This is a genomic window from Arthrobacter sp. YA7-1 (assembly GCF_025960325.1).
In the GTDB taxonomy this organism is placed as follows: domain Bacteria; phylum Actinomycetota; class Actinomycetes; order Actinomycetales; family Micrococcaceae; genus Arthrobacter; species Arthrobacter bambusae_A.
This window is the reverse complement of sequence record NZ_CP110114.1, coordinates 3,564,843-3,580,134: the sequence shown is the minus strand read 5'-3', so window position 1 is coordinate 3,580,134 and position 15,292 is coordinate 3,564,843. Positions and strand designations below refer to the sequence as shown.

At 64.3% G+C, this 15,292-nt stretch carries 18 protein-coding genes; 10 read left to right on the top strand and 8 right to left on the bottom strand.

Translation table 11 applies throughout. The annotated features are described in order from the left end of the window. Positions 1-22 precede the first annotated feature (22 nt). Positions 23-400: a PLD nuclease N-terminal domain-containing protein gene (locus tag OIT41_RS16770; RefSeq protein ID WP_241709318.1), complete on the bottom strand. Its 378-nt coding sequence runs from the start codon at positions 398-400 to the stop codon at positions 23-25. An 81-nt stretch (positions 401-481) separates the two neighbouring features. Here OIT41_RS16770 and OIT41_RS16765 point away from each other — a divergent pair, with 81 nt between their 5' ends. Further along, complete coding sequence (locus OIT41_RS16765) at positions 482-790, top strand: DUF4229 domain-containing protein (RefSeq protein WP_078107686.1); 309 nt, start codon at positions 482-484, stop codon at positions 788-790. Between the two features lie 83 nt (positions 791-873). On the opposite strand, the gene OIT41_RS16760 is transcribed toward OIT41_RS16765, so the two are convergent. The 5 genes from OIT41_RS16760 to OIT41_RS16740 all read right to left on the bottom strand — a co-directional run bounded on the left by OIT41_RS16760 (position 874) and on the right by OIT41_RS16740 (position 5,251). Next, a complete protein-coding gene (locus tag OIT41_RS16760) occupies positions 874-1,755 on the bottom strand; it encodes a 1,4-dihydroxy-2-naphthoate polyprenyltransferase (RefSeq protein WP_078107687.1) in 882 nt (293 codons plus the stop codon). Positions 1,756-1,815: 60 nt separating this feature from the next. Further along, entirely contained in the window at positions 1,816-2,949 is a 1,134-nt protein-coding gene (locus OIT41_RS16755; RefSeq protein ID WP_264636914.1) for an AMP-binding protein, read from the bottom strand. A gap of 9 nt (positions 2,950-2,958) precedes the next feature. Next, on the bottom strand, positions 2,959-3,912 hold the full coding sequence (locus OIT41_RS16750; protein ID WP_264636913.1) for a 1,4-dihydroxy-2-naphthoyl-CoA synthase: 954 nt from the start codon (positions 3,910-3,912) through the stop codon (positions 2,959-2,961). A gap of 21 nt (positions 3,913-3,933) precedes the next feature. Then, entirely contained in the window at positions 3,934-4,371 is a 438-nt protein-coding gene (locus tag OIT41_RS16745; protein ID WP_078107690.1) for a VOC family protein, read from the bottom strand. Between the two features lie 151 nt (positions 4,372-4,522). Beyond that, positions 4,523-5,251, bottom strand: coding sequence for a CPBP family intramembrane glutamic endopeptidase (locus OIT41_RS16740; protein ID WP_264636912.1), 729 nt, complete (start codon positions 5,249-5,251; stop codon positions 4,523-4,525). Positions 5,252-5,453: 202 nt separating this feature from the next. On the opposite strand from OIT41_RS16740, the gene OIT41_RS16735 reads away from it, so the two are divergent. Next, positions 5,454-6,932: an amino acid permease gene (locus OIT41_RS16735; RefSeq protein WP_413542292.1), complete on the top strand. Its 1,479-nt coding sequence runs from the start codon at positions 5,454-5,456 to the stop codon at positions 6,930-6,932. 76 nt (positions 6,933-7,008) lie between these two features. Here OIT41_RS16735 and OIT41_RS16730 read toward each other — a convergent pair whose 3' ends face one another. Next, positions 7,009-7,734: a dienelactone hydrolase family protein gene (locus OIT41_RS16730; protein WP_264636911.1), complete on the bottom strand. Its 726-nt coding sequence runs from the start codon at positions 7,732-7,734 to the stop codon at positions 7,009-7,011. A gap of 73 nt (positions 7,735-7,807) precedes the next feature. Here OIT41_RS16730 and OIT41_RS16725 point away from each other — a divergent pair, with 73 nt between their 5' ends. From OIT41_RS16725 to OIT41_RS16705, 5 genes are all read left to right on the top strand, one after another. Next, positions 7,808-8,266 (top strand): SRPBCC family protein, encoded by a 459-nt coding sequence (locus OIT41_RS16725; protein WP_241709326.1) that lies wholly within the window; start codon positions 7,808-7,810, stop codon positions 8,264-8,266. Further along, positions 8,266-8,922, top strand: coding sequence for a pentapeptide repeat-containing protein (locus OIT41_RS16720; RefSeq protein WP_264636910.1), 657 nt, complete (start codon positions 8,266-8,268; stop codon positions 8,920-8,922). The genes OIT41_RS16725 and OIT41_RS16720 overlap by 1 nt, the downstream gene beginning before the upstream one ends. Positions 8,923-9,049: 127 nt before the next feature. Next, positions 9,050-10,273 carry a thiolase family protein gene (locus OIT41_RS16715; protein WP_264636909.1) on the top strand — a complete coding sequence of 408 codons (1,224 nt, stop codon included), beginning with the start codon at positions 9,050-9,052 and terminating at the stop codon, positions 10,271-10,273. Next, positions 10,273-11,079: an enoyl-CoA hydratase/isomerase family protein gene (locus OIT41_RS16710; protein WP_264636908.1), complete on the top strand. Its 807-nt coding sequence runs from the start codon at positions 10,273-10,275 to the stop codon at positions 11,077-11,079. Before OIT41_RS16715 ends, OIT41_RS16710 begins: the two co-directional genes overlap by 1 nt. Further along, the gene (locus OIT41_RS16705) at positions 11,076-11,939 is read left to right on the top strand and encodes a 3-hydroxyacyl-CoA dehydrogenase family protein (RefSeq protein WP_264636907.1); all 864 of its coding nucleotides are present in this window, start codon (positions 11,076-11,078) and stop codon (positions 11,937-11,939) included. The genes OIT41_RS16710 and OIT41_RS16705 overlap by 4 nt, the downstream gene beginning before the upstream one ends. 107 nt (positions 11,940-12,046) lie before the next feature. On the opposite strand, the gene OIT41_RS16700 is transcribed toward OIT41_RS16705, so the two are convergent. Further along, complete coding sequence (locus OIT41_RS16700; RefSeq protein ID WP_241709331.1) at positions 12,047-12,991, bottom strand: endonuclease domain-containing protein; 945 nt, start codon at positions 12,989-12,991, stop codon at positions 12,047-12,049. A gap of 146 nt (positions 12,992-13,137) precedes the next feature. Here OIT41_RS16700 and OIT41_RS16695 point away from each other — a divergent pair, with 146 nt between their 5' ends. From OIT41_RS16695 to OIT41_RS16685, 3 genes are all read left to right on the top strand, one after another. Further along, positions 13,138-13,737, top strand: coding sequence for a GNAT family N-acetyltransferase (locus OIT41_RS16695; protein WP_264636906.1), 600 nt, complete (start codon positions 13,138-13,140; stop codon positions 13,735-13,737). 96 nt (positions 13,738-13,833) lie between these two features. Continuing rightward, a complete protein-coding gene (locus OIT41_RS16690) occupies positions 13,834-14,472 on the top strand; it encodes a LysE family translocator (RefSeq protein ID WP_264636905.1) in 639 nt (212 codons plus the stop codon). 91 nt (positions 14,473-14,563) lie between these two features. After that, positions 14,564-15,289, top strand: a complete 726-nt coding sequence (locus tag OIT41_RS16685) for a tyrosine-protein phosphatase (protein WP_264636904.1) — start codon at positions 14,564-14,566, stop codon at positions 15,287-15,289. Positions 15,290-15,292: the final 3 nt, after the last annotated feature.

Genomic DNA, 15,292 nt, shown 5'->3' with positions numbered 1-15,292 from the left:
TCGTGCCATCGCTCAGGGAACGTCAGCTGTTGACGTCGCCGCTGTCGTCGGCCTTGGACTCGCCCTTGAGCTTGCGTTCCTTCGCTTCGAGCTCGGCCTTGAGCTTCTTCAGCCGTTCGGCTTCTGCCTGCTTGCGACGGCGGGCCTCGAGGTTGCGGAGAAAGTCGGGGTCGTCGTCGGGTGCAGTGGGGTGGCTCGCGGGCTGCGGGGCGGGGCCGATGTTGTACGGGCGGCCGATGAGGAACCAAAGAACCGCGCCGAGAACCGGCAGCAGGATCATCACCACGATCCACGCGGTTTTGGAAATCCCGCGGGTGGCGCGGCGGTCGGTGCGGATGGCATCCACCAGCCCATAGACGAATACGAGCAGGACGGCCACAACTGCAACAACGCGGAGCATAACGTCAAGTCTAGTCTCCGCGCGGTCCGGTGATAGCTGCGCGCACAGAGTGCGATCAGGCTGTGAGGCTAAACTTGATCCGTGGCTTTCCTCAAATACTCCCTGATCCGCTTGGCGCTCTTCGTGCCGCTCTTCGTCCTCTTTGCCCTGTTGCACACGGGTTTGTTGCTGGCGGCTATTTTCGCGGGCCTTATCGCGTTCGCCATCAGTTACCTGTTTTTCAAGAAGCAGCGCGACGACGCCACGGCATCCATGCGCGAGCGTTTCTCCGGGCGGGCCAAGCCCATCCGCTCGGCGCTGGAGATCGAAGATGCCGCGATCGAGGACCGGCTGGTGGATGAAAACCCCGTAGTTACGGTCGAGAACGACCGACGCCCCAAAGAAGGCTAGAAGCCCATGTGAGCGGGGGTCGGCGAAAACCGGGCTATATGTGAGCGGGGGTCGGCGAAAACCGGGCTATATGTGAGCGGGGGTTAGAAGCCGTGGCTCAGGATGAGGCCCACGGAAAACAGCACGCTGTAGCCAAGGTTGATCAATCCGGTCTGCTTGAGCACCGGGATGAGGCTCTTTCGCTTCCGGCCGTTGACCATGAGCCATGCCGGCATGAGGCAGGCCGGGACCAACAGCAACACGATTAGCATCCAGGGCCTGGTGGGTGCGAGCACCACCACCAGCAGGATGGCGAGGGCCAGCATCAGGACGTAGCTCTCGCGGGCATGGCGGTCGCCCAGCCGCACGGCCAAGGTCCGCTTGCCCGCCAGCATGTCCGTGGGGATGTCGCGCACATTGTTGGCCATCAGTAGGGCGCACGCGATCAATCCGGTGCCAATCGCGCCGATGACAGCCGGAAGGCTCACTTGCCCCGCCTGCGTGTAGGTGGTGCCCAGTGTTGCCACCAGGCCGAAGAAGACAAACACAAACAGGTCGCCCAGGCCCAGATAGCCATAGGGGTTCTTGCCCCCGGTATATCCCCAGGCGGCGAGGACGCAGCCGATGCCCACCAGGATCAGCCACCAGCTCTGCGTGATGATCACCAGGACCAGGCCGAAAATCATGGCCAGGCCGAACGCGCCGAAGGCGGCCCACTTGACGTGGTCCGGCCGGGCAGCGCCGGAACCGACCAGCCGGAGCGGACCCACGCGGTCCTCATCGGTGCCACGGATCCCGTCCGAATAGTCGTTGGCATAGTTGACCCCGATCTGCAGCAGCAGCGCCACGAGGGCGGCGAGGATGGCATTCAAGAGCCGGAAAGATTGCAGCTCGTAGGCGGCCGCTGTGCCGATCAGCACCGGCGCGATCGCCGCCGGCAGGGTGCGCAGGCGGGCGCCTTGAATCCATTGTGCAGCTGTTGCCACGTTCAGTACCTCGTGTTGTTTCGCGTTGGGGAAGGCAAATGACGGTCAGGGAGGACCTATCTATTCTCCCTGATGCACCTCGGTGAGAAGCTCGATCATCGCCAGCCGGTCCGGCTTTCCATTGGGAAGCATGATGAGTCCATCCGTGGTGAGCACGGTTTTGGGAGCAAGGGTCCCTAGGGATTCCTGGCAGCGGGCCTTGTAGTCCGCGACGCTTTCCGGGGAGCTGTCCTCGACGGCAACATACGCTGCCACCGCCTGGCCCCACTCCCTGGAAGGCACCCCGGCCACGAAAGCCGCCGTGACGCCGTCGAACTTTTCAAGCTCCGCCTGGATGAACGCGGCGGAGGCTTTGACGCCGCCGGTGATGATGACGTCGTCGGCCCGTCCCAGCACCGTGAGCGTGCCGTCGGCGGCGAGCTCGCCAAGATCGTTGGTGCGATACCAGCGGGTGCCGTCCTCGTCGAAGAATGCCTCGGCACTTGCCTCGGGCGCGTCCAGGTAGCCGGAAGCCACGGTGTCGCCGCCCAGAAGGACCCGGCCGTCGCCGTCGAGCGTGACCCGAACGCCCTCCAGCGGGCTTCCGTCGTACACGCAACCGCCGCACGTCTCGGCGGAGCCATAGGTGGTCACGACCTTCAGCCCGGCCTGGCTGGCGGCGTCCAGCAGTGCGGTGGCCGCGGGAGCGCCGCCCAGGAGGATGGCATTGAAGCGGCGCAGGGCTGCGAGGGTCTGAGGCGACGGCGCGTCCAGGAGCCGCTGCAATTGCGTCGGTACCAGGGAGGTGAAGCGGATGGTGTCCGTCAGTTCCTCGGCGGCGGCGGTGAAGGCCTCCGGAGTGAAGCCGTTCGAGAGGTCCATGACCCACGGACGCGTGCCGGCGAAGAGCGAGCGGACCAGGACCTGGACTCCGGCAACGTACTGCAGCGGCAGGGCCAGGAGCCACTGGCCCTCACCACGGAGCGCGATGGCCGTGGCCATGGAAGAAGCAGCGAGCTCATCGACTGTCAGCACTGTGGCCTTGGGCGTGCCGGTGGACCCCGACGTGCGGACGACAACTGCAGCGTCCTCGAAACCGGGCGTTTCAACGGGGACGGCCACCGGGGTGCCGTCTTCCGCGACGACGATTTCGACGGCGGGTCCCTCGTCGTGGAGGGCCGCGGCCAGGGCTTTGAGAACGGGATCGATGTTCACGGGCGAGTCCTAGAAGTAGTACGGAAAGTTGGACCAGTCCGGATCGCGCTTCTCGAGGAAGGCTTCCTTGCCCTCGACGGCTTCGTCCGTCATGTAGGCCAGGCGCGTGGCCTCCCCGGCGAACACCTGCTGGCCGGCCAGGCCGTCGTCGGCGAGGTTGAAGGCGAACTTGAGCATGCGGATGGCCTGCGGGGATTGGCGCGCAATGTCCGCCGCGTACTCCAGGGCGACTTCCTCGAGGCGCTCGTGGTCCACGGCCTCGTTCACGGCACCCATGCGGACCATGTCCTCGGCGGAATACTCACGGGCCAGGAAGAAGATCTCGCGGGCGGCTTTCTGCCCGATCTGGCGGGCGAGCAGCGCCGAGCCGTAACCGGCGTCGAAACTTCCCACGGTGGCATCGGTCTGCTTGAACTTGCCGTGCTCGCGCGAGGCGATGGTGAGGTCGCTCACGACGTGAAGGGAGTGGCCGCCGCCTGCTGCCCAGCCGTTCACGACGGCGATGACCACCTTGGGCATGGTCCGCATGAGCCGCTGGACTTCCAGGATGTGCAGGCGGCCGGCTCGGGCGGGGTCGATGCTTTCCTGGGTCTCGCCGTCGGCATAGCGGTAACCGTCCCTGCCGCGGATCCGCTGATCGCCGCCGGAGCAGAAGGAATGGCCGCCGTCCTTGGGGGAGGGGCCGTTGCCGGTGAGAAGCACGGTGGCGACATCGGGAGTCATCCGGGCGTGGTCCATGGCACGGTAGAGCTCGTCAACCGTGCCGGGACGGAAGGCGTTGCGGACCTCCGGGCGGTTGAAGGCGATCCGGACCGTGGGAAGGTCCTTTGCCACATTCCCGTCCGCGTCCCGCTCGACCTGCCGGTGGTAGGTCATGTCCTGGAAATCGTCGAAACCGGACACTCTGCGCCAGCGGGACGGGTCAAAGACGTCGGATACCTTGGCGGGGAAGTCGTTGCTCACCCTCAGAGTCTAGTAATCCACTCAGCTGATGCAGAACTCGTTGCCTTCGGGATCCGCCATGGTGTGCCATTCGTGCGGTCCTTGCTTGGCCGTCCACAGGAATTTCGCGCCCCGCGCTTCCAACGCGGCACGGACCTCGTCCTTGTCCTGTCCGTTGAGGCGGACGTCCCAGTGGACGCGGTTCTTGACGGTCTTGTCCTCCGGAACGGTCTGGAACAGGAAGCGGCGGCGGGTGTCCTTGTCCCGGTCTTCTGCCGGGCCGATGGCCGCGCCGTCCTTCCACACGAGCTTGCCGTTGTGGGTGGTGGTCTCTTCCTCCGTGGCGAAGCCTTGATCCACCATGGACCGGATGAACGCCTCGTCCTGGGGCTCCACGATCCATTCGAGCGTCTCGGCCCACCAATCGGCCAGGGCGTGCGGATTCCTGCAGTCGATCACTACCTGAAAGTTCAGTGCCATGGACTGAAGCTAGGACGACGGCGCGTGGCCGGGGAAGCGCCTAGCGGACAGTTCCGGTCCGGGTTGCCCAACTAACTCGCAGTAAGTGTCGTTTTGGGCCTTGAAAACGACATCTACTGCGAGTCAGTTGGGTGGGCGGGCGTGGGGTGGGCTAGCCGCTGAGGAGTTGCGGCGGGATCGCGTAGATCAGCACGACGGCCAGAAGGTTCTTGGCGGCATGCACGAAGTAGGAGAACATGACGTTCTTGCCCGTCCAGACGTAGACGGCCACCAGGACCACGCCCATTCCGAGGTACGGGGCCAGCGCGGGAACCACCAAGCCCTCGCGTCCCACCACATGGATGGCGGCGAAGCACAGCACGGACAGGACACAACAAAGCCAAATATTGACTCGGCGGGACAGCTTGCCGATGAGCAGGTGCCGGAACAGGTACTCCTCCACGAAAGGACCCAACACCACCAGCAACGGCACCACGAACCATGGCGGCAGTTGCAGGACCAGCGACTGGAGGGTCAGCTGGTTCTGCGACTCCTTGGCCAATCCGGTAACTGTCACCAGGATGGCGGTGATCACCAGCATCGCGACGATGGACAGTGGAATCATGGCCAGCGTGAACCACGGACGTGTGGCCAGAATCAGGAAATCCCGGGCTATGACGCGCCACGCTGCCGCAACCGCGAAAAGGCCCACCGAAGCATAGAACCCGAGGTTGATGGCGAAGACGGCCGTGGCAGGGTCGGGGAAAATCTGTTGCACGAAAGCCGTCACGGGCGCGGTGGCGAGGCTCAGAACAGCGGCCAATGACACATAGAGTCCGAAAGCCGCGGCGTCCAAGCCCGTGAAACGGTATAGCCTGCCGGCTGGCGGAATGGTGCCCATATGTCCAGCTTAACGCCCCTGTTTGTTGCCCGCGTCACGGTCCGCGGAAATCACCGGGTACGATGGTTCTGCCGGATTTACCTTCGACGCTTCCGCGTTTTCGCAATTGATTCGACTCGCCAAGAGGTCGAAAGCTCGAATTGTTCTGTGCCAATGCGCGGGAAGCCAGGGCCGGCATCTACTCAACCCACAAGGAACAGCTGTGCCTCAAAAAACCACAACCGACCTTCAGCGTGAGCCGGGAACCCTGGCTGCGCCCAGTACCGCTACAACTTCCGCAAACCTCAGCGCCGAGGGCTACCAGAAGACCCTGAGCCGCCGCCACGTCACGATGATCGCGATGGGCGGCGCGATCGGCGTCGGGCTCTTCATGGGTGCGGGTGGACGCCTGGCCTCCACAGGTCCGGCACTGATTTTCTCCTACGCGATTGCCGGCGTCATCGCCTACCTGCTGATGCGGGCCCTCGGCGAACTGATCATGTACCGCCAGACGTCCGGCTCGTTCGTCAGCTACGCCGGAGAAATGTTCGGCAAGAAGGGCGCCTTCCTCTCCGGTTGGATGTACTTCATCAATTGGGCCATGACGGGCATCGCCGAGCTCATTGCCATCGGCCTCTACTTCCAGTTCTTCTTCCCGAACGTCCCCGTTGAACTGTCCGCCATCGCCGCGCTGGTGCTGCTGGTGGCCGTGAACCTGTTCAGCGTCAAGGCCTTCGGCGAGTTCGAATTCTGGGCGTCCTGCCTCAAGGTCGCCGCGATCCTGATCTTCCTGGCCGTGGGCACCTTCATGGTGGTCACGAACGCGCAGGTCGGCACCGGCCACGCCTCCGTGGGGAACCTCTTCGCAGCCGACGGCGGCATGTTCCCCAAGGGCGGACTGGTGATGATCCTGGTCCTGAACGCCGTGATCTTCGCTTACAACGCCATTGAACTGGTCGGCATTACCGCCGGCGAGATGCAGAACCCGGAACGCGAAGTGCCCAAGGCGATCCGCGCCGTCGTGATCCGCATTGTGGTCTTCTACGTCGGCTCCGTCACCCTGCTGGCTATGCTCCTGCCGTCGGACCAGTACCACGCGGGGACCTCCCCGTTCGTTACGGTCTTCGGCCAGATGGGCTTGCCGTGGATGGGCGACGTCATGAACATGATCGTCATCACCGCTGCGCTGTCCTCGTGCAACTCGGGCCTGTACTCGATCGGCCGCATCTTCCGCACCATGGCCAACAATGGACATGCCCCCAAGTGGCTCACCAAGATGTCCACCCGCCACGTGCCGTACGCGGCCATCCTGGCTATCGGCGCCGTGTATCTCGTGGGCATCCTGCTCAACATCTGGTTGGGCGGATCGCACGCCTTCGACCTCGCGCTGAACACCGCATCGATCGGCGTCATCTTCACGTGGGGCTCGATCTTCGCCAGCCAGATCGCGCTGCGCAAGAAGAAGGGCAACGTCTCCAGCCTCCCCATGCCGGGTTCGCCGTGGACCAGTTGGGCCGGCCTGATCGCCCTCTTGGCCATCACCGTGCTGATCGGCATGGACACCATGACGGACAAGGCCACGGGCGAGGTGTTCCTCCTGGGCCTCTGGACCCTGGCTACCATCCCGTTCTTCGCCCTGGTGCTGTGGCTTGGCTGGCAGAAGGTCAAGAACAACGAGCCGAAGAGCGAGCTTTTTAGCTAGTCCCCACCATCGATTGCTCCGTAACTGCCATTTTGAGCGCTCAGAACGGCACTTACGGAGCAATCGATTTAACCGGTCAGCCCTTCAGGTGTTTCGCGAAGTGGTCCTCGATCCGCTGCCAGGCTTCCGGAGCCGCGGCCGGATCGGGTTTGATGCCCATCACCCGCATCAACGGCCGCAGAGGCCGGGGTCCGACCGCAACGTCGTTCATGAAGGCGTGGCCCGCCGTCGGGAATTCCTTGACATCGTGCTCGATCCCGAGCGTCGTCAGGGCGGCCTCCAACTTCGCGGCCGCTCCCGGCATTGACCGGTCCTTGGCTCCGTAGTTGGCCACCACGGGGCAGGCGCCTTCCAAAGCCTGCTCCAGGTGCCGTGGCAATTGGCCATAGTTGACGGAGGCGGCGTCGAACTCGTCGTGGGCCATGAGCAGGGCGAAGGCGCCGCCCATGCAGAATCCGATGACCCCCACCTTTCCTGTGCACCGGGCATCGCTGCGGAGCCAGGAACGTGCCGTGGACACATCCGTGAATGCCCGCCCCGTGCCCGCGACCAGTGAGCGCATGGTTGCCACGAGGCAGCGCCTCGCGCCGCCGTCGCTGTAAAGGTCGACGGCGAGCGTCAAGTAACCGGCCGCGGCCAGCCGGTCCGCGTGCCTGTGCATCTCCTCGTCGAGGCCGAAGGCTTCATGGATGAGCACGACGCCGGGAAACGGTCCTTCGCCGTCGGGCTCGGCCAGGTAACCCCGCAGGGTCTTCGAGCCTCCTGCCAGCGCGCTTTGAGCGCTCAAGTCGATGTGCACCATGGTGCAATCCTGCCAGACCACGCGAATGTCTTCGCCGGAGGCTTTTGTCAGCGGTCGCCGTTAGGCTCGATGCATGGACCACAGCACCACGCTCAGCCACCACGTCAACGCCTCGCGGGAGAAAGTCTGGGCCGTCATTTCCGACATTCCGGGCTCGGCCAGGACCCTTTCCGGAGTCAAAGCCATACAGATGCTCAGCGAGGGACCCTATGGTGTGGGCACGCGGTGGAGGGAAACCCGCGCCATGATGGGCAGGGAGGAGACCGTGGAAATGCATGTTGCCGAGTGTGATCCTCCGCGCGCCACCACGGTCAAGGCCAGGCAGGGCGGCGCGGATTACACCACCCGCTTCACCCTCGAAGAGCGCGACGGCGGGACCGAGCTCGCGTTGTTCTTCGGCGCCGAAGTCCTCAAGCCGACATTCTTCAGCAGGGTCATGATGGCCGCGTTCGGAAAGCTCGGAATGAGCGTCACCCGCAAGGCGCTTGCGAAGGATCTCGTCGAGATCGCGGCGAAAGCGGAGACGCTCTGATGGCGGTTGCCAAGGTGACGGCACCCCGGATCTCCCCAATCAGGCTCGACGAGCTTCGCGACGACCCCACTCCGGACTTCCAGCGCGGGGAACGGTACGACGGCGTCCGCCTCACCCGCGCCGTGGCTGACGGAGCAGAGCTGAGCGGGGCGGACTTCATTGAGTGTGAATTCAATCAGGTCTCCTTCAACGAGGCACAACTGCGTGGCGCGACCTTCCGGGACTGCATCCTGAATGAGCCTTACGCCCCGGTGTTCACCGCTGCACGGACCTCGTGGCGTGAAGTGCAGATCAGCAACCCGCGGTGGGGTTCGGCGGAGATGTACGAGGGTGCCTGGCACTCAGTGAAGATCGACGGCGGCAAGCTGGACTTCCTGAACCTGCGTGGATCCAAGCTCATGGATGTGGTGATCACGGGCTGCATCATCAACGAACTCGACCTCGGGGCTTGCACCGCAACGAGGATGGTGCTCAAGGATTGCACCATCGGGACGCTGGATGTCTCAGGGGCCAAGCTCAAGGATGTGGATCTGCGTGGCTCGGACTTCCGGATGATCAACGGACTTGGTGGACTCTCCGGCGTCGTCATCGATGATTACCAGCTCACCCTGCTGGCACCCCTGTTGGCCGGACACCTGGGTATCCGGGTGATTTGAGTGAGGGGTGACCGCGGGGCCCTTGACCCGGTGACGGTTGACCGCGGCGCGGTGCCGTGTAATCTTTATAGAACGAACGGTCGGTAAATTATTCTCCGGCCCCGCTCCCTTCGCGAAGGATGTTCTCATGGTCGAGGCTTTTCTTGTTGGCGGTGCCCGCACCCCTGTAGGCCGTTATGGCGGCGCGCTTTCCGCGGTACGGCCTGATGACCTGGCAGCCCTTGTGGTCCGTGAAGCCGTGGCCCGTGCCGGCGTCGACCCCGACGCGATCGATGAAGTCATCCTTGGCAACGCCAACGGCGCCGGCGAGGAAAACCGCAATGTTGCCCGCATGGCAACCCTTCTCGCGGGACTGCCCCTCCACATCCCCGGAATCACGGTCAACCGCCTCTGCGCCTCCGGAATGAGCGCCATCATCATGGCCAGCCACATGATCAAGGCCGGCGCTGCGGACATCGTGGTGGCGGGCGGCGTCGAGTCGATGAGCCGGGCCCCCTGGGTGCAGGAGAAGCCCACCGCAGCCTTCGCCAAGCCGGGCCAGATCTTCGACACGTCGATTGGCTGGCGCTTCGCCAACCCCCTCTTCAGCAAGGGCGAGCTGTCCCGCGGCGGCAAGATGACGTATTCCATGCCGGAAACTGCCGAGGAAGTCGCCCGTGTGGACGGCATCTCCCGCGAGGACGCCGATGCCTTCGCCGTCCGCTCGCACGAACGCGCGCTCGCCGCCATTGCCGGCGGCCGGTTCAAGGAAGAGATCGTGCCGGTCACGGTGAAGACCCGCAAGGGCGAGACGATCGTGGACACCGACGAAGGCCCGCGTGAGGGAACCACCATGGAGGTCCTCGCCGGTCTCCGCCCAGTGGTCGCAGGCGGCTCCGTAGTCACGGCGGGCAACTCCTCCTCCCTCAACGACGGCGCGTCCGCCATCATCGTTGCCTCCGAGGCTGCCATCGAGAGGTTCGGCCTCACCCCGAGGGCCCGCATCATCGACGGCGGCTCGGCTGGCTGCGAACCGGAAATCATGGGCATCGGCCCCGTTCCGGCTTCCCAGAAGATCCTGGCCCGGTCCGGGCTCACGGTCGGGCACCTTGGCGCCGTCGAACTCAATGAAGCCTTCGCGACGCAATCGCTCGCGAGCATGCGGCGCTTGGGCCTGGATCCGGACATCGTCAACCTCGACGGCGGTGCGATCTCCCTGGGGCACCCGCTCGGTTCCAGCGGCTCGCGTATCGCGATCACCTTGCTGGGCCGCATGGAACGCGAGCTGGGCAGCGCCGACCGCAAGATCGGCCTCGCGACGATGTGCATCGGCGTCGGGCAGGGCGCGGCAATCCTCCTGGAAGGCGTGTAATGGCGTTGAATCCCGGGGAATTCGGAACCCTGCTCATTGAGGAGCGCGAGGACCGCGTCACCGTCCTGCTGAACCGGCCCGAGGTGCGTAACGCGATCGACCAGCAGATGGTGGATGAACTCCATCAGGTGTGCGATCACCTTGAACGCGAGCCGAAAATCCTGATCATTGCCGGCGTCGAAGGCGTTTTCGCGTCGGGTGCCGATATCGGCCAGTTGAGGGAACGCCGGCGCGACGACGCTTTGCGCGGCATCAACTCCACGATTTTCGTGCGGATCGCGAAGCTGCCCATGCCGGTCATCGCGGCCCTGGACGGCTATTGCCTGGGCGGCGGGGCCGAACTCGCCTACGCCGCGGACTTCCGCATCGGCACGCCCAGCCTGCGGATCGGCAACCCGGAAACCGGACTGGGCATCATGGCCGCGGCCGGTGCAACGTGGCGCCTCAAGGAACTCGTGGGGGAGCCGATTGCCAAGGAAATCCTCTTGGCGGGCGCCGTTCTCCGTGCCGAGGAAGCCCTGCGCATCAACCTCATCACCCAGATCCATGATGCCCCCGTGCTGATGGAAGCGGCCCACAACCTTGCCGACCGGATCGGCCGGCAGGACCCCCTGGCGGTCCGGATCACCAAATCCGTGTTCCACGCTCCGGCCGAAGCGCATCCCGTGATCGACACACTGGCCCAAGGCATGCTTTTCGAATCGCAGGCCAAGTTCGACCGCATGCAGGCGTTCCTGGACAAGAAGAGCGCCAAGCAATCCAGCGACAACCCGTCCAGCGACAACCCAGACAGGACCCGAAAATGACAGCAACGTCCGCCATCCCGCATGTTGTCGGTGTCCTGGGCGGTGGCCGCATGGGCGCCGGTATCGCCCACGCCTTCCTGATCAAGGGCGCCACCGTGATCGTCGTCGAACGCGACCACGAATCCGCCGCAGCCGCGCAAGGTCGCGTTGCCGAGGCGGTGGCCAAGTCCGTGGCCAGAGGCACCCTGACGGGAACCGCCGAAGAAGCCTTGTCCCGGTTCAGCACTTCTACCGACTACGACTCCTTTGTCCACTGCGGACTCGTCGTCGAAGCCGTGCCCGAGGACTACGAACTCAAGGTTGCGGCCCTCAAGGCTGTGGAGGAGCACCTCTCCGCTGACGCTTTCCTGGCCTCCAACACTTCGTCGCTCTCCGTGACCGGCCTCGCGTCGCAGCTCCGTAGGCCTGCCAATTTCGTGGGCCTGCACTTCTTCAACCCTGTCCCGGCTTCCACGCTCATCGAGGTGGTCCTGGCCAAGGAGACGTCGCCGGAGCTCGCCGCCACGGCGAAAAGCTGGACCGAGGCACTCGGCAAGACCGCCGTCGTCGTCAACGACGCACCCGGCTTTGCCTCCTCGCGGCTGGGTGTTGCTATCGCGCTCGAGGCGATGCGCATGGTTGAAGAAGGCGTGGCGTCTGCCGAGGACATCGACGCGGCCATGGTGCTCGGCTACAAGCACCCCACGGGACCGCTCAAGACCACGGACATCGTAGGCCTGGATGTGCGCCTGGGCATCGCCGAGTACCTGCATTCGACGCTGGGGGAGCGGTTCGCCCCGCCGCAGATCCTGCGCGACAAGGTTGCCCGCGGCGAACTGGGCCGCAAGACCGGCAAGGGATTCTTCAACTGGACTGACTAGCGCCTCGGGTCACCCAACTGACTCGCATTTAATGTCGTTTTGAGGCTCCAAAACGACAACAACTGCGAGTCACTTGGGCGCCCAACCGCTACTTGGGCGCCCAACCGCTACTTGGGCGCCCAACCGCGGTCCAGGAGTACGGCACTGACTTTCGCGACGGCGGACCGTGCGTCGTTCTCCATGTGCCGTTTTGAGATCCTCACCAAGTGCCATCCGGCACGGGCGAAATCCTCTTCGCGGGCGATGTCCCGGACTATCTGGGCCGGCTCGGAATGCGGCTCGCCGTCGTATTCGACCGCCACGCGGTGTTCGAGATAGCCCAGGTCCGGTTGACGCACGACGCCGGCACCTAGCTCAGTGGCTACGTTCAGCTGCGGTTCGGGCAGCCCGGCGTTTTCGAGTGCCAGCCGGAGCCGGGTTTCCGGGGCGGAGTCTGAGCCGATCCGTGCCTGTTCGAGAGCCAGGCGCGCTTTGCGGATTCCCGGCGTGCCTTTGTGCCGGTCCAGCATGTCGGCCAGCTGTTCCAACGTTGCGTACGGCTCCGTCCGGCCTTCAAACTCCGGCCGCGGGATCCGCACCAGATAATCGGCAACAACGGTCAATTCATCCACGGTCATCCTCCTGGACACATCGAGCCAGGTCCGGGTGCGCGTGGTGACCAGGAGGCCATCAAGGCTCGTGATTTCGTCGTCGAAGAACTGCCCTACATGCCCCACCACCCCGGTTCGCCGAGGAATGGCCATGGTGTCCGGACGTGAAATGTGAATGCGCGGATCATCCGTGCCGGGCAAAAATCCAGGGAACCGCCACAGGGCGAAAGCCGTGGCATGCGAAGCAGCCGAGAACTCGGTCACCGCAGTGAAAGGCCGGACGAAACCGACGTCCCTCGGCTGTCCTTGGACCAGTGACTGGTCTGGAATCCTGATGCCGCGGCTTGGCGAGGGCAGAGATTGGTGCCGCAACCGCCGTCGGCTCACACCGGCGTCGACCGCTTCTTGAAAGGTGAACGGGGCGTTCGCCAGCAGCGCCGGCAACGGTTGCGGGGTCTTCATCGCCTTATCGTTGCAAATCCTGGAACGCCATTTTGAGTTATCCACAGGCAATTGCCCCGGCACCCCAACTGACTCGCAGTTGTTGTCGTTTTCAGGCCCCATAACGACAACAACTGCGAGTCAGTTGGGTCGGTTAGGCTGGCTGGGTGACCCTCATTGCACCCGTGACCCTGGACGGTCGCTTCGTAACCCTGGAACCACTTAGCCCCGAGCACCACGACGGCTTGGTGGATGCTGCCAAAGACGGCGAGTTGTGGAAACTCTGGTACACCTCGGTCCCGACGCCGGAGGGCATGGCCGCGGAGATCGACCGCCGGCTCGGGCTGCAGGAGCAAGGATCCATGCTGCCGTTCGCCACGCGGTTGAAGGCGGACGGAAAGCTCATCGGCATGACCACCTACATGAACATCGACGCCGCCACTCCGCGCGTCGAGATCGGCTCCACCTGGAACGCGGCTTCGGCACAGGGCAGCGGGAGCAACCCGGACTCCAAGCTGTTGCTCCTGGGGCATGCCTTCGAAACCCTTGGCTGCCCCGCCGTCGAATTCCGGACGCACTGGCTCAACCACCAGTCCCGCGAGGCCATCGCACGGTTGGGCGCGAAGCAGGACGGCGTGCTGCGCAACCACTCGCGGACTGTGGACGGCGTGCTCCGCGACACCGTGGTGTTCTCGATCCTCGAACACGAGTGGCCCGCTGTCCGCACAGGCCTCGAATTCAGGCTCGCGAAGCGCCTCCCCAAGTAGCTCGCAGTTGATGTCGTTTTGAGCGCTCATAACGACATTAAGTGCGAGTTAGTTGGGTTAGCCCGAGCCACATCCCTCCTCCGGAAGCAGTCCCACATGGTCGAACAACTCATGGCCTTCGCGCTGACCTGCGTCGTCGTGGTCCTCGTTCCAGGACCCGATTTTGCCCTGGTGCTGAAAAACGCGCCCCGCGGACCTGGATCAGCGGCGACCACCGCGATCGGAATCATGGTCGGCAACACGATCCTTGCCCTTCTCGCCGTGCTCGGCGTCACGGCGCTCCTAAGCGCGTCGGAAGTCCTGGGCAACGTCATCAGGATCGCCGGCGCCGCCTACCTGCTTTACCTGGGGACCCGCGCCCTGCTTGAGGCCTTCGGACGCCCCCGGAATCTACCCATCGCGGCCCCTGGGCCCAGGCTTGGATTCCGAGGTAACTCACCATTCCTTCAAGGAATGGTGAGCAATCTGCTCAACCCCAAGGTCGCCGTCTTCTATCTATCCCTTTTCCCCCAATTCAATCTCGCACCGCTTCCCCCTCTGGGCCAGCACGCGTTGATGGCGGGCATCTTTCTGCTCACTGCGCTGGTTTGGTATGTCGCGCTGGTTCATGCGCTCAAGAGAATCTCCACGGCACTGGCCCGACCCCGCGTGAAGCGGATCATCACGGGTGGATCCGGCACGGTCCTGATCGGCGTCGGCGGGACGATCCTGACGAAGTCCCTGGTCGCCAGCTAACGGCCCGCCCTTCCTGGCAACGCTCGCTCACCTATATCCGCCTCCCCGGAAACCCTCGCTCACCTATCCTGCATGTGGTTAGCTGTCCGGTATGGATGGGATCTCAACCGCCGCCAAGCAGCGGGGCGTCCATTGGGACGGTGCGGTGAACGCCTGGCACATCGCCGGAAGCGTGTACCGGATGGGGCGGCGGGAATGGCTCACCGACGCCGGGTGGCAGCAAATGTACGACGCCGGCATCCGCACCGTGATCGACTTGCGGACTCTTCGTGAGCAGCAGCCCAGGGAGGTCGATCCCGAGGTTTCAGCGGAGGCGACCGCGCGTTTCGACATCGTCCATTGCCCCACCGAGGACCCGGAGGACAAGGAATTCACCGAGCTCTTTGGCCCGTATTTGAAGGACCCTGCCCACTACGCCGACTACGTACGGCTCTTCCCGGACAAGCTCGCCGCAGTTTTCAAGGCCATCGCCGCGGCACCCGACGGGGTGGTGGTGCACTGTGCGGCCGGGCGCGACCGTAGCGGGATCATCGCCGTGATGCTGCAGAATCTGGCAGGAGCGAGCGACGAGGAAATCGTGCGGGGTTATCAGCAGGGAATGCGTGGAATCAACGAGCGCCACCGGCACCATCGCGCCCCTCACGCCCATGATCCTTTCCTCGAGGAAGACGCCCTCGAAGCGATGTTGGCCGTACGCACGGCCAGCCTCCTGGAATTCGCGCATTCCCTTGACACCTTCGCCTTCCTACGGGCGAACGGCGTTTCCGGTGCGGAAGTTGCCGCCATCCGGGCCAAACTCAACGCTCCGGGGAGGTAGAAG